Genomic DNA, 25,590 nt, shown 5'->3' on the forward strand with positions numbered 1-25,590 from the left:
AACAAAAAATATCTAAACAAAAAAAAGACTGTTCATAGACAGTCTTTTTTACTGGTTCAAATCAATTATAAATTGAGCCTGAATTTACTGTTGGCATCATAGAGTTATTTTGCATCATGCCTTGGGTGTTCGAGTTTCCGTGACAATTATTGTACATTTGCTCTAAATCGGAATCGCTGAGATTGGGATGCATTTCTTTCATGAATGGAATCATGTCTTTAAAGTTACTTGGAGCTACTTCCGAAGCATAGACCGCAGTTCCGATGCCAAGTGTCAAAACAGCAGCACCTACTATCGCGATGAACTTGGAGTTCATGATGTTCACCTCCTTTCAAGACCTTCATGCCCAGTAAGATTCAATCTTGCTTAGGATGATTAATAAAATAACCTTCATAGCTCGCATGTTCCTACTGATATTCGGGTCAGTAATGACTCTTCCTTTATCATACATATTAAATGTGTTGAAGCTGTGAAGATATCATAAACGTCACTCTCCCTTATGATTTCTTCACAAGCCACCTGATCCAGGAATTGGTCAGGAACAACTGAGAGCGTTTCTGGTTCAGGCCTATAAGGGCGCCTTCGATTCATAACCAACCTAAGTTCGGTTCTTTTTTGGCACTCAAGTTTCTCCAGTGTGCGGGATGCATTATAAAGTCTGTAATCAAACCGCCCACGCTTCGATATTGGATAAGAAAAAAAGCCACCAATTGGCGGCTTAAGCATGCATATGTGTTTATTTTCGATCATAATTCGTACCGGTTTGGGAATATTCTCAGTTACTTGTTTACGTTCATGCTAACTGCTTCTGTTCACATTCTTCTCCAGCGTATTATAAAGTCATGGCGTGTCCATACTTCGCAAGGAACGCTTCCTTCGCTTTGTAATCCTTCATCATGCTACCAACGAGTCGCCAGAAGGAGCGATCATGATTCATGTGAATGAGATGACAGAGCTCATGAATGACCACATAGTCAATGACCTCAAGAGGTGCCATCGCGAGACGGTAATTGAAGGTAAGATGCTTAGTCGAGCTGCAGCTGCCCCACTTCGTTCGCGATTCTTCAACGGTGAAGGATTTAGGCGTAACTTTCAACTGCTTCTGATAGATCTTTATCCGTTCCCCGATCACCTTCTTACAGCTGGCGAAGTAAAACTTCTTCAGTTCATGCTGGAGCGCTTCTTCCGTAAGCCCATGCGTTTCGATTAACTCATCAAGCGAATAATATTTGCCAAGATGAAGGAATTTGCCACTCTCTTCGTATGCTCTGACCTTCGGAGCAGTTCGAGCTTCCTCAATCGCTTGCAGCTGTTTCAAAATTTTATCCCCATACTGCCTCACAGCGTTCAGCACCACATCATCACCTGTATGATTCGGTGCCTTCACCGTAACAAGCCCTGAGGGATCAATTTGGATTGAGATCTTTTTGCGTGGGCCATATTCTACATGACATTCTATTTGTTGTTGTCCTAGTTCAATTTTCATATTCAACTTCGTTTCTAAAAGATTTTATCTTCATTGTAACAGAATGGAACCGAATCCTCCTCTATTTGTGGTAAGATTCAACCTGTTGCGTGTTTTATGGGCTCGAATAAAGCACACTCAAAAAAATGCAGCTATATTTTAATATGGGATAATGTTGCTGATGGTTTCCGGCCTGTGATCAGTTGTTGCCCATCCGTATAGCCCTCCTCACGACCATCAAGCTCCTGTATGAGAACAGAGCGCCAATATCGGATACGTTCTTGGCGTTCTTCATCCGCAATTGCATTATGCAGTTCTTGCGGGTCATCAATCAGGTCAAAGAATTGCTCCTCACCCGTTTGGGAGAACCAGATGTACTTCTCCTTCCCATCAGTCACCCAGTGATTCGACTGCATTCCTTGTGCGTGCTCGCCATGCAGATGGTGGCGCCAAGACCGAACGCTTTGCCCTTCTTTCTCTTCTGCTGAGGCAAGTCTCCAGATGCTTTCTCCTTCGACTGTATCCGGTATTGGCACGCCAGCCGCTTCCAGCAGCGAAGGCATGATATCCCGCATCTCCACCACTTGATCCGACACCATGCCGCGCTGCAAGCCTAATCGGTTGCCCGGATCATTGACGATAAATGGTACATGGGTGCTTCCTTCATACGGAAGAGACTTCCGGAATAAGTGATGGTCTCCAAGCAGCTCCCCGTGGTCTGATGTAAACAGGATGACTGTGTTCTGCAGCTCGCCGTATTCATTCAACGATTGCAAGAAGCGGCCAATTTGGTGATCGCTATGCGTGATCAGGGCGTAATAGGCAGCCATCGCTTTACGCAAGCGGCGTTTCGGTACCAGTCCCCTCCCTGTGGTAGGAGAGTACCCAGCCAGATCGGGGTCTTCCGTTTGCGCCCAGTCACCCACCGGCGGCTCCGGAATATCGGCATCCTCATACAGATCCAGATACGCCTGCGGAGGATCGAACGGCGGATGGGGCCTGACGAAAGACATCCACAGGAAGAATGGCTTCCCGGGATCTCGGCGACGTAGAAAATCAATAGACTGCGTGACCACCCAATTCGTCGGATGCAGCATTTCTGCCAAATGCCAAGGACGGGCGACGGTCGATGCGTTGCAATCCAGACCGAGATCGATCATATCCGCGCCGGGCACCCTCTCACGGAGCCATTGCAAGTAATCGTCGACTTGATCGTAATGCTCCTGCATCGGAATACTGTGGTAATTGCGGTTGTGATGCAAGTAACCGTCGTGAAGCATGACATTGTGGAACCCCATCAGATTCCGTGCCGGATAGACGTGCATTTTGCCGATACACTGTGTATGATAACCGGCACCGGCCAATTCCCCAGGCAGCGTTCTCTTATAATCCCATGGCACGCAGTCTTGATAGCCGACACGGCCATGAGCCCGCTGTGATTGGCCGGTGAATATGGCTGCCCTTGCAGGTACGCAAGTCGGTGTGGCAGAATAGGCACGGCTAAACCGTACACCAGTCCTCGCAAGCTCGTCCAGATTGGGCGTCTCAACGACAGGATGACCCGCTATGCTGAGACAATCAAAACGCATCTGATCGACTGTAATGAGTAGAACATTAGGCCTTCCTTGGTTTTGACTTGAATTCATCACGTTCCCCCTCCCAACTACACCCCGCGAATTCTTCAAAATTTGGTCAACTCCACTTTTATCGGGACGGCACCCACTGACTAATAAGTCATCGCAGTTTCCCAAAAACGAGATGTTCTATTAAAAGTATTCGTCCGAATTCATTAATATCCTTTTGTTGAAATCCTAACGTCCCTGTTGAAGAAACCGTTGATGAGATCACCTAAAAAAAGTGAAAAGGAGCCGCAATCGTACGACTCCTATCATTTCGTTGCTAGCAAACTACTCCTTGATCCATTGAAGCTTTCGCATCCTATTGATTCAACACATGCCGATATGCAATAAGTGAAATCCATAGCACAGCCGCTATCCATATAACAATAATCATACTACCTGCAAACCAATTTTTCGGTTTACCGCGCTTCATCCGTTCCTCGGCTTGTAGTTCATGCTCTTGGACCACGGCTTCCGGAATCATCTTCAATGTGATCGCAATTCCAAGAGGGACTAATATCACATCATCCAGATAGCCTAGTACAGGGATAAAATCTGGAATCAAATCAATTGGACTAAAGGCATAAGCGACAACACATATGGCGAATATTTTGGCGTACCAGGGAGTCCGACTATCTTTATAAGCAAAATAAAGTAAAAAGACCTTTCTTTTTAGCATCCTAGCCCATTTCTTTATCCGATCCATCGTATTCGTTCTCCTACGTTGCATTTTACTTCATATTACCACGCTATCCTGTCCAACAGCTAACTGATTTCTACTGGTTAGTTAGGCGGCTATCGTTACGAACTCCTAGCCCTTTTGGATATAACAAAAAAAGTCGCCAACATGACGACTTCGTAGGAGACCTTGCTTATTCGAGGCAACCTTGGTCAGTTCAAGATGCACCGCCATCTTTTTATTGATCAGCATCCATCGAGTGACAGGCTTTCGATCAAATCCAAGGCATGCGGGCACCACTCTTCAACCAGTGACTCTCGGCTTTGTCGGATCGCAGTTCGGGTTCTGTACTTCACCCAAAGCAGCCAACTTGGACAAATAGTAGCACTCTTCACGATACATATGATCCGGCATCAGCGGATTAATCCGGTCCAACACCTCTCCGCGCAGTTCAAATTCTTCGAGTTCCGCCAGAAAGTGCATGAACACCCTCATTTCCATATCGACATCAGCATGGAATTTGCGCAGGGCAGGGAAATCTTTTATATGGGTCCTTAAATAACCCGTCATTTCTACTGCCTTTAGATAAAACCCTTCAAAATCTTTCTGAAACGCCATGCTTTTTGCAATTAACGGCTTTTCAGCAAAATCCAGATCGGCCGCTAGGCTTGCTGCATGACCATATGCATCCTGCAGCCACACCATATCATAATGCAAGGGATGGAACAGAGGTACGCCCTTACCTTCTTGTAACGCCTGTAGTATCCGAAGGTATTCCTCCAATTCATTGACCATATGGTTGACAAAGGAAGGGGTCAGGAGAAAGTCAATTTTGCCTGCAAGCTGTCGTTCCAGCAAATTCAGCTTGAATTCACGCAGTTCATAAGAGGCTTTATAGGCATCCTTCGTCAGTTTCTCGATGAATGTGGAGGCATCGGGTCGCCGCGACTCCCCTAGCAGCATATCAAATTTAGCCATTAAGGACTCGGCTGTGGCGATATCCCCTTTTTCCTTGGGTGAAAGCGCAGTAAAAATAAAACGACAGTGGTCGCCAAGAATCTGTAACCAAAACCGGTGTTCATACAAGGGATCACTCATTGATCTAGCCCCTTCCAATAGCGTTATTCTCAGAAAATATATGCTACTGACAGCCGAGTAGAACGCGGAAGGGATAATCGTAAGACAATATTCGCGACTCGAGCATCATCCATAACATAAAACAGGACAAGAAAAATTCTGTTGTTTGTCTAAGGCCGGCTCACGACTGCATCTCGTTTTCGATCCGTTTCATAAAGTCTTCAGCCGCGCTGTATCCGAGTTGTTTAAGATACCAATTGTTGGCCGCCGCCTCGATCAGACTGGCAACGTCGCGTCCCGGTTGAAGCTGAACCTCGATATGCGGAATTTGAATGCCTAAATACTCTGTAAACTGAGGTACCGCCTCAAGCTCGTTGTTTAGGGAATTTTCCCGCCAAGGCGACAGCTCAATATCGAGCACAATTCGCGTCTCGTCCTGGAACGCCGTGCGTCCGTATTGACGAACGACATTAATTAAGCCGATGCTGCGTAGCGCCAGAAACTCGCGTGTTGTCTCATTATGTGTGCCAAGAAGTGTCGAAGGGCCCAGCTTTTTAAGCACCACAATGTCGTCAGCCACAAACCGGTGACCACGTCTGATCAAGGTGTGGGCTGTCTCACTTTTGCCAATCCCGGATTTACCCCGAAGCAGGATTCCTATGCCCGATACATTCACACATACCGCATGGATCGACATCTCCGGTGCCAGTGTCTTCACCAAATAGCTGTCTAACTTAGCGATAAATTCCGTTGTTGTCTCTGTCGTCCGCAATAATGGTATGCCTTCCTGATTACAGAATAGCGTCAGATAAGGAATCTCCTGCTGTCCTGACGTAACAATAAAGCACGGCGGATGATATTTGACGATATTCCCGATATGTAACTTGCGTTCTTCTATGCTAAGCGTCAATAAATAGTTGATTTCTTTGCGACCAAGCACCTGCACTCGCTCCATAGGAAAAAAATCGAAATACCCGACAAACTCCAGCCCGGGCCTATGCGTCTGTGGACGGGTAATCATACGATCCATGCGATTGGCTCCTGCAAGTACTTCCAAATGAAAAATTTCCGTAAGACTTTGAACGGTGATCGACTTCATGTTGTTCTCCTCCTGCGGTTGCAGTATGTATTCCGATATATTCAACGAACAACAGGTATTTTCCTGCCTCTTTGTCTCCATTTACGAGACACCCACCCTTCCGGCTAATTTAGATCCAGGACGACCATGACTGCCTCCAAACATGAGTTTACATCAAAAAAAGTCGCCTATTTGGCGACTCTTGTGAGTATATAATGTGATCATTATCGTAGGCTTGCATGGCATCCATCTACAACAACTCAAAGGTAAGGTCCGGTGTGCTCTCCACCTTCACAGGCTCCATGGATTGTTCATGATATCCCATTTCCAGAACGGCAACGATCCGTTCGCCATCCTGAACACCAAATCGACGGGTGGAAGCTCTATCATAAATCCAGTCATTCATCGTCATTCGCACATGGAGCATGTGATCCTGAGCGAGCAGACGGAAATTCTGTATGAGGCAGCTTGCAGCTCCGTAATCTTCTTCTATCTTATGAGGATCATGATCTTCCTTAATAACCAATATCAGATAGGCCGAAGCCTGGTCCTGCAATTCAGATAGCATGCCTGTATTACCGGAGCCAATAAATATAAACCGCCAAGGTTCCCGCATTCCGTCATTAGGAGCCCATACAGCAACATTTAACAATTCCAGAATATGATTTTCGGAAACAGGTTTAGCGCTATAACTCATCAAATGGCCCCCCTCGACTCGATATCATTGTCCATTTCTTTTCAGCTTGTGTACGTGCTCTGCCTCTTGGAGCCTTATCGAAGTATCCGAGATGAAAAATACCAACCAGCCTCTCATTAGGCTGCAGCTTCAACAGCTCGAATAATTCTTTGCTCTGCATCATCGGTTCTGTATCCCACAGCGTACCGAGCCGACGTTGCCAGGCAAGAAGCTGAAAATTTTGCATGATCCCGCAGACCGCTGCATAATTCATATCTCTTTTCCTTCTGTCCGCATCCGTAGAGGCAATGATGATAAGATGGCCAGGTATATCGGTGACCCTCTTCCGAACGAAATCCCGAACCTTTTCCGGCAGCCATTTGACCAGTCTGTTCTTCACCAGCGGTTCCAGCATACTGACAGCCAAACGTTCCTTCGAATCCGCCGTCCCCGCATACACGCTTCGGAAGGCCACTTCCTCTGTGGACGGATAAAGCTGCCGCGCAGCGTAGAGTAATTCGATCACCAGCTCCTGGTCCACGGGAATGGAGTTAAACTTGCGGATGCTTCTTCGTTCTCTGATCGTCTTCACGAAATTCATGCATTCAACCCCCAGCCATTGCTCGCTTGAATAACCCTTCAAGATTACAAGTATCGCATCGGCGAACATATTCTTAATGATAAAAGTCAACCAAATCTCCAAATAATCGCTTCATAAGTTCAAGCTCGGATTCGCTATATCTGTCCAAAAAATCGATCATCCTCTGCTGCTCCTTGATATGGAGCTCATCATGAATAGCAAAAAGCCTTTTCCCGGCCGCTGTTAGCCGGAAGTACACTTCTTTTTTGTTATCATTGAGCTGGGCCCTGCGAACCCAACCCGCCTTCAATAATTTATTGGTTATCTTGGAGGTGTTCCCTTTGCTCAGGTTCATCGTTTCGGCAATGGATGTAACATTAATCGGTTCTTGCTCACCAATACACGCAATGGTATGTAGTTCCGTTATGTTTAGTGTGGATTCTATCTCTATTAGTTTCCGGAGCTCTTCGATAAAAGCGCTGCTTAACCGGTTCTCATATTGTTCTTTTTGCTGCAGAAATTGAATGAAATTTTCATGGATAGCGTTTTTTATTTTGCTCGTACTCATGATTATGCAAGCTCCTCGACTCATTGTTTTTTCATTATAACCAAAATTAGTTTCGCAAGAAACAATATGAGCATACCAGGGAAGTTATACCTCGGAAAGTTATGATGATTTCAGTTGTCCAGTCCATATCACCCCCTTCAAATCAGAATATTGTTTCCATTGAATAGATAACTAATCAGTAAAATGGGAAGCGAATCTAAATAACATTGAAATATTTATTCACATGAAACAATTATATTTTAAGGTTATTTTGATCCGATGTCAATTCCGTCCGTTCTTCATATCAGCCTTTAACGCAGCAGGATCTTCGCCAGCAGAACGCGTTTATGCCTTGTGCTTCTAGCAGAGCTTCTAGCGGAGCTTCTAGCGGAGCTTCTAGCGGAGCTTCTAGCGGAGCTTCTAGCGGAGAAAAAAGACAGCTGCGTCATCGCAGCTGTCTTTTGATAATGAGCAATAATGGACTATTTGCTTGTCTTCAATGCAAGCGCAGGTCTCGTTAAGGAATAAACGGCGCAGATTAGCGACACCATGACAATTCCTCCGCCTACCCAAGACGTACTGGATACGGTACCTCCCTGCTCTAACACAAGGCCGCCGATAGCGGATCCCAGGGCAATTCCGATCTGCAGCGCGGAATTGTTGAAACTCTGCTGGATATCGGACGAGCCCGGATCCACTTGAATCAAGTAATTCTGCAGCGGAGGGGCCAGACTCCAGCTTAATGCACCCCATATCATCATCACGACCAAAAATACGCCGATCGAGAATGTGGAGAACGGCAATAGGAACAGCACCAACATGAATGATGTAATGATGATTACAATGCTCTTATGCGACCCCAGCCGGTCGGCGAGTGCGCCTCCAAAGGCCCCACCGCCGACTGCGGATAGTCCGAACAGGAAGTAACAGATGCTGATCCAGTATGGACTCAGCCCAAGTTCGGATTCAAGAAACGGCGTGAAGTATGCATAAATCGTGTAGTGCCCTGCAAGCATGAATAAGGTAGCGAGATGCGCTCCGGCGATTTTCGATTTGCCGAGCGCCTTGATCTGAACGGATAACGGCGTGACATTTTCAGGCTTGATCCGATCCAGAAACATATAAATCAAGATCATGGAGCCAATCGACAGAATGCCGATACCGAGAAACAGTACCCTCCATCCAAAAGCTTCACTAATCAAAATACCGAGCGGCACGCCAAGCACCAACGATGAGCTGATTCCCATATAAATAACGCCTAATGCTTTCGCCCGATGTTCAGGTTCAACCACCTTGGCGGTAATGGTCAACGATAACACGATAATCAGCGCTGTGCTCATGGCAGTTAATATTCTAGCAGCCAATAGCATCGTAAAATTCGGGCTTACATAAGCCAGCAAGTTACCAATAAAAAAAACAAATAAGGAAAACATATAAAGCCGTTTCCGCTCCACTCTTGCCGTAAGCGCAAGGAGAACCGGTCCTGCTACCGCATAAACTAGGGCGAACACGGTAATCAGCTGCCCAGCCGTGCCGAGTGAGATATGCAAGTCATCCGCGATGAGCGGCAATATTCCGCCAACAATAAGTTCAACCAACCCGACGGATATCGTCGAAATCGCTAGAATTAATACTTTCAGATTCATCTGGAATAGAATCCCCCTTCTTCGATGTCGTATTTGCCTATAATCAACAAAAAAATCCTGATTACAAAAAATGAGAAACATTTTCTGTAATCAGGATTTTACGGTTCCTGGTAGAGACCCTCAGACCATATTAATGAGGTTATACATTCAAAATATTTTATTCAGTCGCAAAACAATCGTTGTTTAATTTATCACATCCGTTACGAAATATCAAGCTCCCAAGCAGGATTCCAGCAAATCTCCCACAAATGTCCATCCGGATCGAGAAAATGGCCGGAGTAGCCCCCCCAGAATGTGTCTTGTGCTGACACGGTTACCGTTGCACCCGCCCTTCTGGCTTGCTCCATCACCTCATCCACTTCTTCCTTACTGCCGACGTTGTGACCGATGGTAAACTCTGAGGAACTCGGAGGGGACAGAGGAACATTCGCCTCAACTGACAGATCTTTGCGATTCCATATCGCCAGCTTCACGCCCGCTTGCAATTCAAAGAATGCTACAGCCCCATGCTCAAATTCCGTCCCAATGATCCCTTCGGTCGGGAGTCCGAGTCCATCGCGGTAAAACTTCAATGACCGCTCCAGGTCATCGACGCCGATTGTAAGTACGGATATACGTGCTTTCATTATGGCATTACCTCCTATGCATCATCGTTACCTCATACTTATTTTCGTCGATGACTCTATTGAATGATTGTAAAAAACGGACAACGTGCTTCTACACATCAACAATTCCATCATTGATCACTTCAAAGCCTGTACGGGTGACATGCCATATAAACGCCTGAAGTTGTTAATAAAATGAGGCTGATCATAGTAGCCGTATTGGGCAGCAATATCAGGAAATCGGATCGGCTTGGCCTGATGCAACTCCAGCAGCAAATTTTGAAAACGAATGATCTCCGACATTTCCTTCGGACTGACGCCGAGTTCCTTCTGAAATGCTCTTCTTATGGTTCTCTCGCTATAATTAAGTTTATCAGCCAAGGCACGAACCGTTATTCTCCCTTTGGCGGCGTACAAATACTGCATGCCATGCTCCAGCAGCGGCTCGGAACGGACGTTATTCTGTCCTAAGACGCCCATTAAAAACCTTTCAACCACATCCATTCGGTTGGCGGAATCCAGTGCTGTGACCATTTCCTCGTTCAACTGATTCACATCCAGCCCCCATGCTTCCTCTAAGAACACAGGACCCTCACGGAAATCGGAAGCTGGATAATGTATGAATGGGCGGACGGACTCCGCAAAAAAGCGGACACCGAACAATGCCTGATCCTGCGTCAATCTCATGGCTTCATAAGATGACATCAGTCCGGTAATAAAGCCGGAGGTTGAAGCATCCCGTACCTTCAGATTAAATATAATATCGACGCAACCGTCAGGAAGAATGCGATGAAGCGGCTGCTGAAGTGGCGAAGCTGTATAATCCAAGGTCCAATAACAGGCCACATAAGGACTTAATGCAGGGCTTGGCAGATATTCGTGATAGGTGTAAGAAGAGTCCGGAGACGGATTCTCTATCGTTGGAGCTTGTATAGGGACATAGTTCCGCAATGTGTTCACCCTTTATTAACGTTGGATAGCGAATGACTCAAGTAACTAACAACTGAATTACAGCATTGATTAATGCTGCCCTGCTTGAACCCGAAGGTTCATCACATGACCGTCACGTGTCGTAGTGTAAACCTTCCAATCCCCCGTTACTCCGGTCCCATCATTCATGACAAATGTTCGGATGCCCTCCCTGCCGGCTTTGACATCCATATATCCGAATTCCTCCGTTCCTCGGTAGACATTCAGAATCACTGTACCCGAGCTGTTCCTATTACGAACCTTAACGGTTAATTTATTTCCATTATCTGGAATGGTGGTAAACGTATTCTCGTATGCACCGATACTTCGGTACTTATCTAAGTCTATGAATTGTACCTTATATGGAGCATGGCTTGTATCGCCCTCAACTTCCTCTATGTACGATACAGGATGTTGAATGTGTTCGCCCGCACTCTGTGGGAACAGCGCCAGCCCCAGGAACATGACAAAGGAAACTCCAAGCCATTTCATTACGACTTAAGCCCCCGAATAAACTTCCCTATACGATGTGCCGCTTCGTGCAAAGCTGGCTCTTCCTGGACCAACGCGATTCGCACATAGCCCTCTCCTTCGGAACCGAAAGCATCTCCAGGAATAACCGCTACGCCGGTTTCAAGCAGTAATTCGCGGGCGAAACGGCGCGAGCTCCATTGAACATCACGAAAAGCTTCAGGGAGCCGGGCCCATAGAAACATCGTGGCCTGAGGTTTAGGTACAACCCATCCTGCTTCGGCGAGTGATGCCACGAGGACATCACGCCGAAGCTCATATAGTGAGGCGACAGCCTGTTCCTCATGGCCAGATGCCATGGCTTGACGCAGTGCATGGACAGCCGCAATTTGTACAGGCTTGAATACACCAAAATCAATATTGCTTTTGTACTCCCGCAGCGCGCCCACTGCTTCCTCATGACCGGCAAGAAAGCCGATGCGACAGCCTGCCATGTTAAAGCTCTTTGAGAAGGAGTGAAATTCTACTGCGATGTCGATCGCGCCGGGAACCTGCAGAATACTCATGGGGCGATAGCCGTCAAAACCCATTTCGGAATATGCAAGATCATGAACGATCAGTACGTCCCATTGTTTTGCCAACCCGACCAATTTTTCGAAAAAAGCATAATCTGCCCGGACCGCAATCGGATTCCCCGGAAAATTCAACAGAATGAATGTCGCTTTCGCCCAAACCTCCTCCGGAATGCTGTCCAGATCCGGAACAAATCCAAACTCTTCCTTCAGCGGAAGATACCAAGGCCTAACGCCTGCAATCGCAAGCGCTCCGGCATAGATTGGGTAACCCGGATTCGGTACAATGGCCACATCTCCCGGATTACATATGGCCTGAGCCAGATGCGATAATCCATCCTGAGATCCCATCAAGGCGAGTATTTCGGTATCGGGATTGACATTTACACCAAAACGGTATTCCATCCAAGCCGCTGACTGTTCTCGAAATTCCGCGATTCCTCTAGTACCTGGATATGTATAGTTATCTTCTTTCAGCGCTTCTTGGCTAAGCACCTCACGGATATCCGCAGAAGGACCACGGTCAGGGCTGCCGATGCTCAAGTCGATAATATCTCTTCCCTCATGAAGAGCCTCTTGTTTCCACTCGCTGACCTCGGCGAATATGGAAGAACCAATCTGCGATAGTTTGTCTGCACGCCATGTGCGTTTTGAAGTTTGATTCGGCAAGATATCCACCCACTCCACTTTTTCCCTACATTATAGCATGAAGCTGGAGGTGCATCGCTTTAAAATCCTCATCTCAGGCTTGACTTGAAAAGCCTTTCATAACGTAAGATCGAAGCATACAAAAAGAGAATTCAGGAGAAGAGACAACCATGACCAGAACACGAGAGACCATCTTTATTATCGCCTTTACTTTTGCAGCCTTTGTACTTGGTACTACCGAATACGTCATTGTTGGATTATTAAAAGACATCAGTGTAAGTCTCAGCATTTCGCTTGCTGCAGCCGGTGTCCTCGTATCCAGCTTCGCTATTGCTTACGCCATCGGAACGCCGTTTGCGGTCACGCTGCTCGGACGTATTCCTCGGCATGTTACCATTCTGACAGCGTATATTGCGGTGTTATTGTTTAATTATTTGACCATCTTTGCCACCACGTACCCCGTCATGTTATTCATTCGCATCATCACCGCGATTTTGTGCGGATTAACTTTATCGCTGGCCATTGCCGCAACAAGCGAGCATATGAGCGCTTCCCGCAGGGCTGGCGCGGTTGCCTGGATCATCGGAGGTTTCTCGATTGCGAATGTCCTTGGCGTTCCTGTCGGAACGCAAATCGGCCAGATGGCCGGATGGCAAACGGCTTTCATTGTTACATCATTGGTCGGGATCATCCCGCTAGTTTTGATGATGGTTGTCATGCCCAAGAGCAATACCATTAGCGTAAGCTCCATGAAACAGCAATTTGCCTTGTTCAAGAACAAGCGGATACGACTTGCCTTCTTCATTCCGGTCCTTGGCGTAGGCTCTGTATTTATCGTATACACGTACATAACGCCGCTTTTAGAGAATGTAATGGGAATTCCGCAGCAATGGATCAGTACCGTTCTGCTGGCCTATGGCGCCTTCACCATTCTTAGTAATTGGCTCGGGGCCAAGGTAGCGCAAGGAAATTCAAGGGTAAAATTGAAAGTGATTTTCATCATCCAAGCGATGATTATGATGGCGCTTGCTCTTACCCTATCACTCCCGTGGATGGCCTTAATGTCGTTAATGCTGGTCGCCTGCTTCTCCTTTGCGCTCAGTACCGCCGTTCAATTATACCTGATTGACCTAGCGGATGAATCTTCAGCTGGCTCCAAGGACTTCGCTTCTACACTTATGCCGGTCGCATCCAATCTGGGCATCGCCGTTGGTTCTCTACTGGGCAGCCTTGTCGTGGATAACGTTGGTCTCGAATATCTGCCTTGGGCTGCCGTTGTGTTCGCAATCGGAGCATTTGCCGTTACCTCCCGCTGCCATCAGCTGGATCAAGAGCATATGGGTTTAACGCCTCTGGCATCGGCAAAGGCTTCGTAGAACGCCCTTTTTTCAATCCTTCTCATTCTTTTCTATGGTCGACAACCAGACCATCGTATCGGGATGGGAAACATTCCAGATCAGCGTTCATTAATCGTTAAATTCAAAAAGCTTACCCGTTATGTAACGGCGTAAGCTTTTTGTTTTACTGTTATTCAGTTTATCAGGCATGCTTGAATGACTGTCGACTATATGCCGATTAGCCGTGTACAAATTTCCTTATTACGATTCCGCCATCCAACATTGTTAAAGTCCATGGATTTGCGATATTTGAGGACACTGATTCCGCTATTTCATTGGTTTTACGCTTTTCGTAGCAATATGTGGACAAGAGATCCGTTATTGCGGGATAATTGGGGGATTAACCCGTGATTATGGTGCAATAGCGGATCCCGTGTCCGCATGAACTCCATAATGGGCTGATTTCGACAAAATAACGGATTCTCTGTCCTCATGATCTCCATATTGGGAGAATTCCAGTATATAGCGGAGATTACTCTGTCTGCATGTGCCCCAAAGTAAGCCGATTTCCGCAATATAACAGATCCTCTGTCCCCATGATTTCCATATTGGGCGAATTTGAGCATATGACGGGACTCTTCTGTCCGCATGTGCCCCAAAGTAGGCTGAATTCCGCAAAATAACAGATCCTCTGTCTGCATGATCTCCATATTGGGCGAATTTGAGCATATGACGGGACTCTTCTGTCCGCATGTGCCCCAAACTAGGAAGATTTCGCCGAAATAGCGGATCCTCTGTCCGAATATACCTAATTTATCCTATTTTTGCGTATAACTGCAATTCATTTCAGCAGCGATAGCCGTGTACCGAATCCCACATTATGATCCGCCACCCGACATCGTTAATGTCTATCGAGTTTCGATATTTGAGGACACTGGTTCCGCTATTTCCTTGTTATCACCCATTTCGCAGTAATATGCGGACATGAGATCCGCTATTGCGAGATAATTGGGGGGTTAACCCGTGATTATGGTGCAATAGCGGATTCTGTGTCCGCGTGAACTCCATAATGGGCTGAATTCGCCGAAATAGCGGATCCTCTGTCCGAATATACCTAATTCATCCTATTTCTGCGTATAACTGTAATTCAGTTCAACAGCGATAACCGTGTACCGAATCCCTCATTATGATCCGCCACCCGGCATCGTTAATGTCCATGGATTTGCGATATTTGAGGACACTGGTTCCGCTATTTCCTTGGTTTTACGCTTTTCGTAGCAATATGTGAACATGAGATCCGCTATTGCGAGATAACTGGGGGATTAATCCGTGATTATGGTGCAATAGCGGATCCTGTGTCCGCATGAACTCCATAATGGGCTGATTTCGGCGATATAACGGATCCTCTGTCCTCATGTCCTCCATATTGGGCGAATTTGAGCATATGACGGGACTCTTCTGTCCGCATGTGCCCCAAAGTAAGCTGAATTCGCCGAAATAGCGGATCCTCTGTCTGCATCTGCCCAATTTGTCCGATTTCTGCGTATAATTTTTATTCAGTTCAGCAGCGATAACCGTGTACCGAATCCCTCATTATGATTTGCCACCCGGCATCGTTAATGTCTATCGAGTTTCGATATTTGAGGACACTGGTTCCACTATTTCCTTGTTATCACCCATTTCGCAGTAATATGTGGACATGAGATCCGCTATTGCGAGATAATTGGGGGATTAACACGTGATTATGGTGCAATAGCGGATTCTGTGTCCGCATGAACTCCATAATGGGTTGATTTCGGCGAAATAACGGATCCTCTGTCCTCATGTTCTCCATAACGGGCGAATTCCAGTATATAGCGGGGCCTCTTCTGTCAGCATGTACCCCAAAATAGTACGTTTCCCGCATATAGCGGTTCTTCCCGCGTCGTCCTACTGTTCGATGGATGCCTTACTTAGGCAACCATCTCCCGGCATACTTTCGCACATCGGAAGCATGCTTCAGCACATTCCTGGCAGTGCTTCATATCATGCTTCTTACACTCGTTGCCACATGCTTCACAGACATCGGCGCAGATCCTGCATATTTCTGTGGCATACATACTGTTCGTGGACAGCGCTTGAGCAGCAAATCCGCAAATATCCGCACACTGCCGGTCCAAGCGAATGCATTCTTTCATCATCGCCACATCATGTTCATCCAAACATGCGGTGTAACAATGGTTACAGGCTATCATACAGCGCAAGCATTCCTCGATACATTGTTGAACTTGTTCATGTGACATCATCCATTCTCCTTTCGGTCTTAGCGTTCATAGGATACCTTTTGTCAAGGTTGTATGTAATTAACCAAAACTTGTGAAGATAATATGAGGATATTTTATAGAGTCGAGATCATTGGTGTGAATAGAAAAGACGACTGCGCAGCAGTCGTCTCTTATTTTTCATGATTGCCATGAATGGAACATTACCCGTAAATATACGGTCGAGTTGAACATTAATTGGAGATGAATTAAGTTAACCAGCCTTCACATGAATCCGCCAAACTCTGCAAATCTTGAAAGAACATGCTGGCATGGTAACCATCACACACAGCATGGTGCACCTGCAATGAGACTGGGAGCAGAATACGGCCACCCTGCTCGATATATTTTCCTCCGGTTATGATAGGAAGAAGATAGTCTGCTTCATTGACAATGTTTAGATTAAATCCGCTAAAGCTTGCCCAGGGTATCATGGATATGGGAAACGTGTTCAGCGGTGGATTCTCTTTAACGAAAATCCCTTTTGCATCCCGATAACGCTCCATGTCCTGCTCGTAATGATCGTGAAATCGATAGAAATCATTCGAACATGCTGTCCATAAACAGGAGAAGGTATGGTCATCATTATGGAAAAAAGTATAGCTTGGCGTCATCCGATCCCAGTAACCCAATTCCCCTTCGGGACTATAGGACGTTTTGAATTCGACCCGGTTATTGACAACCCTGGTAACCATATAAATAAAAGCAGGATAAAGCTTGAATCCATTAGCTTTTAACGAATACAGCAAGCGAGTAATGTCGATATCCACGGTAATGCTAAAGGTACATTTATTCGATCGATAATGCTCGTAATAAGGTTTTCTCGTCCACTGTTCAACATCTATAATATGAAATTTCATCGTTTATGCCCTCCTAAAATAAAATCGTTCTATTTCAGGAGGGAATATCCACTGATCTAATCACACGCCATCACTCCAAAGTTTCCGTATTAGCAGATTTCTGTTACATCTTCGAGTTTAACTGATTCTGCCCAGTTTCATTATTATAAATGATACAGCAAGAGGCTTCACTCCTCAAGCAGCTGCTTAAGTCGTAAAGCCTCTATGTCATCCAATCTTAATGAAGAACTTAAGGCATTTGGGTAAACAGCAGGTTTACTGGCAAATTGCTTCCCGGCGCAGCCGTCAGCATGATTTCAACCTTCTGTTCGTAATCGCCTGTACGGTAGAGGACTGCTTGCTCGCCGGGAGCTACCTGTCCAAGGGAATAGATCGGTACAATCGTTCCATTTATCATGGCATATCCCGAGTACTTACCGCCCCGTGGGTTAAACGAGATCAGGGTATCCGGCGCTACGCGATCCAAAGTAATTTTATACAAGACACCAAAGTTACCCGTGTTGTGCGTAATGTCTCCAACCATAGGGTCCATACCTTCCAGGTTAGGGTCATCCTGATTGTCTCCAAGTACGAGACGTTCGGAATCTGCACCTACCAGTTCGGAATAACGGATGACCCGCGTCGAATCCGGATAGGTTCCGCGGTTGTGAACACCATCACGATTCAGGATCGGCAGCGTGCTCAGAACCTTCAATGGATCGGATTTCTCATCAATCATCACAACATCGAACTGAATCGGCAGGTCGCTGTACATATCCGAGTATAGGGAGATGACATGTCCTTGCTTCATTCTAACATCGCTCAGTTCCGTCATGACCAGCTTCTGTTCACCTGGTGCAAGCGTTACTGAAGTTCGCTTTGAATCGTCCTGCATGGATTGGAAGTAGTTCAGCACAGACTTCTTGCCTGCTGCCGTTGCGATCGGCGACGGGCCTGCAAATCCCAAGTAATCTTGTCTGAGCGTTACCGGAGTGCTGTTCTTGTTTGTTGCAATAACGTACATTTTCACATTTTTATTCAAATTGTTCACATGGTGAATCATAAAGCGCATATCGCCAACTGCCGTCTCTCGGTACACAATGCCTTCGGTGTTGACGGTTTCGGGACTGTTACTACGAATCAAGGTGCTTGGCTCGTCGTAAAAATCATAATTGATCTTCGCACGTGAAGTCACATTACCGAGGAACGTGAATTTCTCCCCTTCCGGGATAAAGAGCATATTGAAATCCTCTTCTTTATATAACGTTTCGTTCGTCACGTTAATCGTCGTCTCGTAGGTGGAACTAAGTCCCTTCTTATCGGTGGCCGTTAACTTGATCGTATAAACGCCCGGTGTGAAGAAAGCATACTGTTTATTCTCCCACTTGTACGTCAGATCCTCAGGCTTGTCCTGGTCATCAGTACTTAGGTTCGTATAGGTAATCAACTCACCCATTTTATACTCGGACTTATCGGTCTCGAACATGGCAACAGGAGGTAGATTCGGCTGAATGACCGTAATCTTTTGGCTATAAGGCTCGCTCCACGCTCCTGTAGAATCCTGAACCGAGTAAGTGACTATGTATTCGCCTGGTGCATCGAAAATATCCTGCTTGCCTTCCCAGCGCTCGTCGATGATCTCACCTTGTACATTCTCCAGCTGCGGTGTATAAGTCACTGTTGTTTCTCCTGCAAAAATCTCTTTAGGTCCCACCGTAAACTTGGCTACGGGCTTGGTTTCCAGATTCATGATGACACGTTTGCCTACATTATCCGCTTTATATTTAATATCCAGCGCTTGGGTTATAGCTGTCAGCGGAACCATGAAGGTGCTATTCGTCTGGTAGGAGGTTCCCTTCATCTCTTTCGTCACGCCATTCACGGTATACTTGCTGCTGTCTGTTTTGAAGCGAAGCTCAGTGGTTCCTTTGGTAATGACGGTTTCTTTGGTCTTCTTATCGTAAGTGACCTTGAAGCCTACACGGTCCACAAGGGCACGAATGGGAACATAGGATACTCCCTTTTTGACTTGCATCGGCTGTGGTGCATTGTAGGTAACGCCGTCTTGTACCATTTTTGTACTATTAAAATATAGAATAAGTTCTTTACCTGTTACGGTTTGTTGGTTATTCTGGTTGTCCGGCTCTTCCGTAGTTGTTGCCGGATCTTTCACTTCGCCAGTTTCCTCAACCGGTACTTCGGTTGTTCCTTCTTCATTCGGCACTTGAGACCCTTCCGTCACTGTCTCTGTCTGAGTGGTTGTCTCTGTAGTATCGGTTGTTTCTTGAGCAGCGTCTGTACCCCCGGATTTTAATGCTTTGGTTGCCGCAGCATTTTGCTCGTACACTTCTTGGGTGACTGACTGTTGTGGCTTGTCTGCGGTATTTGCATCCGCGCTCGCCGGATAAGCTGCAGCTAATTGGGCAACAGCCAATACGGTTAGCAATGATCGTTTCTTCAGTTTCATTCCATAACTCCTTCTAATCCTTTTTTGATATTTATTGAGGTCATACTATTAGACGCAAATTTTGGTAAAAAAGTTTCTCTGATCTGTTAATAATATTTACGATGATATAGAACATTGTAAAACCTATGAAAACTCCCGCAACAGCACGATGGCCATAGCGGGAGTTAAATATATATTATTTCACGATAGATGCTCCTGCAAATTCGTAGCCGCAATCATCTTTTTCCCGCTCCGATCATATCTCCATAGATGAACACCTGTGTCGCCAGTCGGGATATGAATGTCCGTATGATAAGGAAGATTCAAGAAGCTTCGGAATAACATCGAGATCATCCCGCCATGGGAGACAATGCATACTCTTTTCAAGTCAGGCCATTATTTTGCTCCATTAAATCATCGTCATAGGTAACGGGGACTTTTGTCGTTTCAGCTATTGCTGCCGCGGTCTGCTTGGCCCGGTTTAACGTGCTGGAGAAAATGGCATCCACGGTGTATTCACGATGAATCCACTCCGCTAGGAGCCGCGCCTGCTGCTGGCCAAGATCCGTTAGTGCATAGTCAGCCCGTCCTTCACACCGATTCAAAATATCCGCTTCCGATTGTCCATGCCTGACGACCAGAATCTCAACCATGTCTTATCCCCCCTTTTTTTCACGCTTACGGCTCTATAGCTTATTACCAACCGCAATCCAGCGCCCGTCCACATCCTCAAATACAAACTCATGATTGTTATAATCCGTCGTCGACAAGGCTCTGACAATCTTCACGTCCAAATCGATAAGCTTTTGCTGGATTTCCCGTTGTCCATAAGTAATAAAATAAGCATCATACCCATATCCGTAACGGATTCGATTCGGAACAACCTCAATTTCCGTCTTCGTTAATACAATCTCAACAGAGTCCTTGTATAGGCACACATGCGGTTCTGCTGCATTAAAATAGTTCACAGCACGGAACCCGATTCGCTCATAAAACTCGCTGGTTTTCTCGAAGTTAGACGTCGGGAAAATTTGCAAGCAATGGGAAAACCCTTTATTCATCGTTCGATCTCCTGTTCGAGCTTATTTATGATCCTTCTCATTTCCACGCTTAAAATTCCCGGTCACATTAGCCAATTAGTTGGGCTCAGTTGATTGCATTTATCCACATTGCCCATCTTTTCATACTCCTCTAGATCGTAACTCTACGGTTTATTCTTTAATTCACGTATATCTTTGATCATGAGATCGAGTCTCTCAATGATTCTCTCGTCATTATCCAACTTCTTTTTGAGTCTGACCTCAATCACAATGAGTTCAATGATAAGCACCACGATAAGAACGCCGATGATCATAGCCCGCTCCTTTCTGAACCTGCTTTAATGCTTTATTTAACCAGCTCTTTAATCAGATACAGATTCAAATCGTCATCCGCACATACCATGTCACCGGGCACCACAGGTTCATTGCTGTACATAATCCCGTTGCCATCAGGAATATAACCGCGACGGACATAGATTCTTTGTGCCGCACCATAGTCTCTGTACAATCCCACGCCGATACCGATACGCGGCATTTTTTGGCGGACGATGTTCTCGAATTCTTCTAGGATGCTGTTAGCTATGCCGTTTCTCTGGTACGCTGGGAACACATTCAGATCATTGATTTCCGGAATATTCTGATCTCGAAAATATGGATAACTCGATTCGTATTTCAAGTGGGAAACACCAGTCAGCTCCTCATGAACAAAAGCCAACAAGGTGACACGCTTGCCGATTTGGTTCTCATATTCGCAATAATCATAATACTCATCCGGGCGATTTATATTTTGCTGTTGAAACGCTTCTTTCCAGATGCTTTTCAGCTCCGTGTTATCTAACACCTTTAATGTAACGTCCATTGGTTTACCTCGCTGTTATGTATTTTAATGGTAGGATTCAACCCTGATATTGTCTCATCTAAAATCTCGCATGCCTGCCTCAAACGCCTCAGCGTCTTGATGAATGACTCCATGCAGCGCCTCTTGCAAGGCAAATGTGCTTCTATAAAAATGTACACGCTCCGCAATTCGGTCTCCATTCGGATACATGGCGATGCACTTTTCGAAGAACTCTTGACCGTACCCCGACAGAATTCCCGCTAGATCATAAGCCGGATCTCCAATCCCAGAGCCTCCAAAATCTATAATACCCGTAATTCGGCCTTTCTCCGGACTCCAGAGGATGTTGGACGTGCCAAAATCACCATGAATGCAGGTTGGACGAATGTCATGATTCGCAGGGTTGTTCAGAAACCTGGTGAAGTTGCTTGAGATTTCCTCTTGTGCATCAGGCCTGATATAACGAAACAAATGGTCTTGAATTTGAGTGTACAATCCGGACATCTCTTCGTGGACATTTACGATATTCGTATCGTCAGCAATCCATTCATTGATCTCCACAGCATGAAGTTGAACGAGAAATTCGACCAACTGTTCCGCTACCCTATCCTCGATGTTCGAATTCCGGTGTGGAAGCAGATCTTCTGTCCATAACGGTTGACCTTCGATTAACGGATAGCCCATGAACATTTTGCCCACCTGCATATCGTCAAATGAAACATACATCGGATTCGGTATAGGCAGCGTTACCTTGGTCTTAATCCCATTCAATAACTGTGTTTCTCTGATCATGGCTTTGAGACTTGCTGCGTACTTAGGAAATCTGAAGACAAGCGTTTGATTCACAATCAACACATCGTTGTTCTGACCGATGCTGTCAATCTCAACATCTTGAATATGTAAATGTGGATAAACTTCTTGTATGCGCTGGGTATATGATGGATTCATGTATAAACTCCTTCTACTTGCGAATGTCATTAACCTCTATTTTAATGCTTTTCCTTAACTTGGTAAATCATTACAGAGCAATTTTGCAATTTCGTTGGAATTACTCTTGCATGACAAGCCCAAAGATGACATTATATTCCACGTAAGAAATCTGTCGCGATGAGGAGAGAATCCGGAAATGAAAAATTTAGGGAAAGTGCTGGCTGTAACTCTGCTTACGATCTGTTACATAGGGACGCATAGTGGAGTTGCGCTTGCAGATGAGACTCCGTTCAAGGATGTACCATTGAATCATTGGGGTTACTCTCACATTCAATGGGCCGTGGAGCAAGACGTGGTTGACGGGTATCCGGATGGAACATTCAAGCCGAAACGGACCGTGACACAAAGCGAATTTTTGACGATGCTCATTCGAGCTGCCTACCCGAAGGTTATCCCTGACGACTCCTCAACGACACCATGGGAAGAACCCTATATCACGTATGCCCGGAACTTAGGCTGGAAGGCTGCGTCACCGAAGAAGAAGCTTACGCGCGGATTGGCAGCTCAGTTGTTGGCGAACGCCACCGGCAAAAATTACGATCTAAAGGATTCTATCCAATACATGCTTGACTTGGGCCTTGCACAAGGGATATCAGGAAAAAACATCGAGGGCTATCAAGCAAATCAAGAAATCACACGTGCTGAGGCCGTGACCCTAATCGAGAGGTTCTCCATGAAATACAATAAGCTCCATAACGTATCATCAAGCTTGGAGTTATACTCTCATGCTGATTTATTCCACGAGTATACAAACAGCACCTATCACTTTCGACTCGAGATTCCCAAGAGCTGGGACACGCGCTATGAAGTCCGTGATCAATCCATCTGGAACAGCCATCATCTGAACTTCGTCAATACAATGACTCAAGGCACGCTGTTCACCATCTCCGTCTGGTCCAAGAATGACTGGGCTAAGCAGGAGGAAGAAATCAAGGGACAAATACCAGCTGTACAGCTCGGGGAACGAGGCAATCAGGTGTATGTATTCCACACACCTACTGATGTCCAATACGATCCATCGAATGATAACGCCAAGAACGAGTATCAAGGCATGTTTTTGGACGTACAAAATATCAAAAGTTCGTTCCAAATTTCCGATAAGTAACTTTTCTTAATTTAAAAGCGGCCAGGACAAGTGTCCTAGCCGCTTTTTCCTTCTGATAACTAATGCTATATAACAGTCTTACTAAAATGAGCTATGATCTCGCCTATTCTTTCATTCGTTCTGCCCGAATAATTCTACGGATCGATTGCTCTGTTAAATAATATCGTTCTGACAATGTACGGATGGAGTCGCCATGCATATAACATTTGAAAATGTTCTGATTCCGAATATCCAGATCCTTCTTTACCCCGGTTTGCTCTCCCCAGGACTTCCGATTCTCCGACTTTCTCGGAATATAAATATAACTTCCATCAATATATTGTTGAATGGTTTTGACTATGTGTTCAGGCAAAATATCTAGTGCTTTCTCGTATTTCATTCTCCCTGCTCCTATCTACATAGAATCTTGTAAATAGTGAGCAAAGCCGACACATGAAATATTGCAGCTCTAATTAATGTTGAAGAAGGCTCCGAACAAATTCTCTGCTCGATATTTCCGTGCTGCTTTGCCCGGAGCCTGATTTAACGACTTGAACGGTTGTGCTTCTAATGTGAGCCATCATGATTTTCACCTCGCCAAATTTGGATGATTCAAAGTTCACTCGCTTCTACTCTCTATTCTAACAAATTCAATTTCCTTTGCACCAGGCTCGAATAACAAAATAACGGATAAGCGATCCACATTCCCGTTCGAGTCCGTAAGAAAAGTCGCTTTGGTTTTAATATCAAACTCCGTAACATGGAGTTCAAACTGATTCGCATTTTGATGTGTGAGGGGGAACAGCATTGAATTGAATCCTGCCCGAAGCTCTCCATCTGTATGTTCAACCATCATTTCTCCATACGCTGCATGAACATACGTCCCTGTTAAATCTAATAAGGAACTGGACAATGGAACAATGGGTTCTTTCGCACCTGAAGTTGCCTCACGGTTTGTGGCCGGCTCGTTCGCAACGGTTGCTTCCTTCTTTTGTCCCAACGCTTGCCCACTCCAGTCCTTGACCTCGCCACCGAGCAAAGAATCGAAAATGTAATTGGCTATAAATACAGGAAGCGGAGTACCATTGAGATTCGACAACACCACGACGCCAATCTTCTCCGTAGGAATAAAGGCAACATGTGCGGTGAAGCCGTCAATATTGCCTCCGTGACTCACCATCCGTAAGCCTCGATAAGGTTCGATCAGCCAACCGAGACCGTAGCTGCCCATATTTGTATTATTTTCATTGACCTCGGTCATCTCGCAAACCATATGGGGCGTGTGCAGCGTATCCAGCACTTCGCTAGAAATGAGGCGCTGCCCGTTGTGCATTCCATGATTCATTTGAAACCTTACCCAATTCGCCATATCTTTGATATTGGAATTGATCGATCCCGCCGGGCCAATGGTATCTATATTTCGAAACGGAATGATTTGAGCCTGATCTTCAATTTGCATATAGGGAATCGCATAATCATGTTGGAGCTGCGTCTTGTCTACAGAGAATTGACTGGATGCCATGTTCAGCGGCTCGAATATCCGCTTCTGAACAACGTCTTCCCAAGATGATTGACTCACATGCCCGATAACATATCCCGCCACCATATACATGATATTTTGATACTGCCATTTCGTCCTGAAATCTACATTTGGTTCCAAGTACTGTAGTCGTTCTATGATTTCTTCTCTAGTCAGTGATGCGTTATACCACATGAGCTCATGCCGCGGTAAGCCTGAACGATGGCATAACATATCCCTCAGCGTAATCCGCTCCGTTGCAAAAGCATCAAACATTTTGAAATCAGGAAGATACTCCTTCACAGGTGTATCCAAATCCAAGATTTTTTCATCCGCCAAAATTGCGGCTGCCAGTGCAGTAAAAGCTTTGGTGGACGAACCGATCGCGAACAGCGTCTCACTTGTCACAGGCAGGCTTTGGGCGATATTTCGATACCCGTAACCCTCCGTCATGACGATCTCCTGATCCTTGACCACCGCAACGGACAACCCCGGAACCTTCCATGCCTTCATCTGCTCCTCGATATATGTATGGATGCCCTTTAACGATTCCATTGTCATTAAA

General features: G+C 45.8%; 27 protein-coding genes and 1 riboswitch. Of the genes, 2 read left to right on the plus strand and 25 right to left on the minus strand.

What is annotated here, in order from left to right:
- Positions 1-61 precede the first annotated feature (61 nt).
- From NYE54_RS19300 to NYE54_RS19365, 14 genes are all read right to left on the minus strand, one after another.
- Positions 62-316, minus strand: a complete 255-nt coding sequence (locus NYE54_RS19300; protein WP_339265444.1) for a CUE domain-containing protein — start codon at positions 314-316, stop codon at positions 62-64.
- 516 nt (positions 317-832) lie between these two features.
- A complete protein-coding gene (locus NYE54_RS19305; protein ID WP_339265446.1) occupies positions 833-1,486 on the minus strand; it encodes a SprT family zinc-dependent metalloprotease in 654 nt (217 codons plus the stop codon).
- A 131-nt stretch (positions 1,487-1,617) separates the two neighbouring features.
- Complete coding sequence (locus NYE54_RS19310; RefSeq protein ID WP_339265448.1) at positions 1,618-3,111, minus strand: arylsulfatase; 1,494 nt, start codon at positions 3,109-3,111, stop codon at positions 1,618-1,620.
- A 292-nt stretch (positions 3,112-3,403) separates the two neighbouring features.
- Complete coding sequence (locus NYE54_RS19315; protein ID WP_339265450.1) at positions 3,404-3,790, minus strand: YkvA family protein; 387 nt, start codon at positions 3,788-3,790, stop codon at positions 3,404-3,406.
- 276 nt (positions 3,791-4,066) lie between these two features.
- On the minus strand, positions 4,067-4,861 hold the full coding sequence (locus tag NYE54_RS19320; RefSeq protein ID WP_339265451.1) for a DUF2935 domain-containing protein: 795 nt from the start codon (positions 4,859-4,861) through the stop codon (positions 4,067-4,069).
- A 160-nt stretch (positions 4,862-5,021) separates the two neighbouring features.
- Positions 5,022-5,939 (minus strand): HPr(Ser) kinase/phosphatase, encoded by a 918-nt coding sequence (gene hprK / locus NYE54_RS19325; protein ID WP_076321691.1) that lies wholly within the window; start codon positions 5,937-5,939, stop codon positions 5,022-5,024.
- Between the two features lie 229 nt (positions 5,940-6,168).
- Positions 6,169-6,615, minus strand: coding sequence for a nitroreductase family protein (locus tag NYE54_RS19330; protein ID WP_339265454.1), 447 nt, complete (start codon positions 6,613-6,615; stop codon positions 6,169-6,171).
- Positions 6,605-7,195: a nitroreductase family protein gene (locus NYE54_RS19335; RefSeq protein WP_339265455.1), complete on the minus strand. Its 591-nt coding sequence runs from the start codon at positions 7,193-7,195 to the stop codon at positions 6,605-6,607. The genes NYE54_RS19330 and NYE54_RS19335 overlap by 11 nt, the downstream gene beginning before the upstream one ends.
- A gap of 73 nt (positions 7,196-7,268) precedes the next feature.
- Positions 7,269-7,742 carry a MarR family transcriptional regulator gene (locus tag NYE54_RS19340; RefSeq protein ID WP_339265457.1) on the minus strand — a complete coding sequence of 158 codons (474 nt, stop codon included), beginning with the start codon at positions 7,740-7,742 and terminating at the stop codon, positions 7,269-7,271.
- Between the two features lie 461 nt (positions 7,743-8,203).
- A complete protein-coding gene (locus NYE54_RS19345; protein WP_339265459.1) occupies positions 8,204-9,367 on the minus strand; it encodes an MFS transporter in 1,164 nt (387 codons plus the stop codon).
- 67 nt (positions 9,368-9,434) lie between these two features.
- Positions 9,435-9,534: riboswitch (purine riboswitch) on the minus strand.
- Positions 9,535-9,567: 33 nt separating this feature from the next.
- Positions 9,568-9,993 carry a VOC family protein gene (locus NYE54_RS19350; RefSeq protein ID WP_339265460.1) on the minus strand — a complete coding sequence of 142 codons (426 nt, stop codon included), beginning with the start codon at positions 9,991-9,993 and terminating at the stop codon, positions 9,568-9,570.
- 117 nt (positions 9,994-10,110) lie between these two features.
- Positions 10,111-10,932 (minus strand): helix-turn-helix transcriptional regulator, encoded by an 822-nt coding sequence (locus tag NYE54_RS19355; RefSeq protein ID WP_339265461.1) that lies wholly within the window; start codon positions 10,930-10,932, stop codon positions 10,111-10,113.
- Between the two features lie 60 nt (positions 10,933-10,992).
- On the minus strand, positions 10,993-11,433 hold the full coding sequence (locus tag NYE54_RS19360; RefSeq protein ID WP_339265463.1) for a hypothetical protein: 441 nt from the start codon (positions 11,431-11,433) through the stop codon (positions 10,993-10,995).
- Entirely contained in the window at positions 11,433-12,671 is a 1,239-nt protein-coding gene (locus tag NYE54_RS19365) for an aminotransferase class I/II-fold pyridoxal phosphate-dependent enzyme (protein WP_339265465.1), read from the minus strand. The genes NYE54_RS19360 and NYE54_RS19365 overlap by 1 nt, the downstream gene beginning before the upstream one ends.
- A gap of 131 nt (positions 12,672-12,802) precedes the next feature.
- On the opposite strand from NYE54_RS19365, the gene NYE54_RS19370 reads away from it, so the two are divergent.
- The gene (locus tag NYE54_RS19370) at positions 12,803-14,008 is read left to right on the plus strand and encodes an MFS transporter (RefSeq protein ID WP_339265467.1); all 1,206 of its coding nucleotides are present in this window, start codon (positions 12,803-12,805) and stop codon (positions 14,006-14,008) included.
- Positions 14,009-15,921: 1,913 nt separating this feature from the next.
- Here the strand turns inward: NYE54_RS19370 and NYE54_RS19375 are convergent.
- From NYE54_RS19375 to NYE54_RS19415, 9 genes are all read right to left on the minus strand, one after another.
- Positions 15,922-16,251: a four-helix bundle copper-binding protein gene (locus tag NYE54_RS19375; RefSeq protein WP_339265469.1), complete on the minus strand. Its 330-nt coding sequence runs from the start codon at positions 16,249-16,251 to the stop codon at positions 15,922-15,924.
- A gap of 227 nt (positions 16,252-16,478) precedes the next feature.
- Positions 16,479-17,129, minus strand: a complete 651-nt coding sequence (gene catA, locus NYE54_RS19380) for a type A chloramphenicol O-acetyltransferase (protein ID WP_339265471.1) — start codon at positions 17,127-17,129, stop codon at positions 16,479-16,481.
- A gap of 229 nt (positions 17,130-17,358) precedes the next feature.
- Positions 17,359-19,575 (minus strand): stalk domain-containing protein, encoded by a 2,217-nt coding sequence (locus NYE54_RS19385; protein WP_339265473.1) that lies wholly within the window; start codon positions 19,573-19,575, stop codon positions 17,359-17,361.
- Between the two features lie 180 nt (positions 19,576-19,755).
- On the minus strand, positions 19,756-19,899 hold the full coding sequence (locus tag NYE54_RS19390; protein ID WP_339265475.1) for a hypothetical protein: 144 nt from the start codon (positions 19,897-19,899) through the stop codon (positions 19,756-19,758).
- 38 nt (positions 19,900-19,937) lie between these two features.
- Positions 19,938-20,207, minus strand: a complete 270-nt coding sequence (locus NYE54_RS19395; protein ID WP_256720460.1) for a histidine phosphatase family protein — start codon at positions 20,205-20,207, stop codon at positions 19,938-19,940.
- A gap of 33 nt (positions 20,208-20,240) precedes the next feature.
- Complete coding sequence (locus NYE54_RS19400; RefSeq protein ID WP_339265477.1) at positions 20,241-20,615, minus strand: VOC family protein; 375 nt, start codon at positions 20,613-20,615, stop codon at positions 20,241-20,243.
- A gap of 143 nt (positions 20,616-20,758) precedes the next feature.
- Positions 20,759-20,908 (minus strand): hypothetical protein, encoded by a 150-nt coding sequence (locus NYE54_RS19405; RefSeq protein WP_215163912.1) that lies wholly within the window; start codon positions 20,906-20,908, stop codon positions 20,759-20,761.
- Between the two features lie 32 nt (positions 20,909-20,940).
- Entirely contained in the window at positions 20,941-21,453 is a 513-nt protein-coding gene (locus tag NYE54_RS19410; RefSeq protein ID WP_339265483.1) for a GNAT family N-acetyltransferase, read from the minus strand.
- 54 nt (positions 21,454-21,507) lie between these two features.
- The gene (locus tag NYE54_RS19415; RefSeq protein ID WP_339265485.1) at positions 21,508-22,380 is read right to left on the minus strand and encodes an aminoglycoside phosphotransferase family protein; all 873 of its coding nucleotides are present in this window, start codon (positions 22,378-22,380) and stop codon (positions 21,508-21,510) included.
- Between the two features lie 178 nt (positions 22,381-22,558).
- Here NYE54_RS19415 and NYE54_RS19420 point away from each other — a divergent pair, with 178 nt between their 5' ends.
- A complete protein-coding gene (locus NYE54_RS19420; RefSeq protein ID WP_339265487.1) occupies positions 22,559-23,527 on the plus strand; it encodes an S-layer homology domain-containing protein in 969 nt (322 codons plus the stop codon).
- 103 nt (positions 23,528-23,630) lie between these two features.
- Here NYE54_RS19420 and NYE54_RS19425 read toward each other — a convergent pair whose 3' ends face one another.
- Positions 23,631-23,906: a CD3324 family protein gene (locus tag NYE54_RS19425; protein WP_076321710.1), complete on the minus strand. Its 276-nt coding sequence runs from the start codon at positions 23,904-23,906 to the stop codon at positions 23,631-23,633.
- Between the two features lie 219 nt (positions 23,907-24,125).
- Positions 24,126-25,586 carry a serine hydrolase gene (locus NYE54_RS19430; protein WP_339265489.1) on the minus strand — a complete coding sequence of 487 codons (1,461 nt, stop codon included), beginning with the start codon at positions 25,584-25,586 and terminating at the stop codon, positions 24,126-24,128.
- Positions 25,587-25,590 lie beyond the last annotated feature (4 nt).

The organism is Paenibacillus sp. FSL K6-1330, from assembly GCF_037976825.1.
Classification (GTDB): Bacteria; Bacillota; Bacilli; order Paenibacillales; family Paenibacillaceae; genus Paenibacillus_AQ.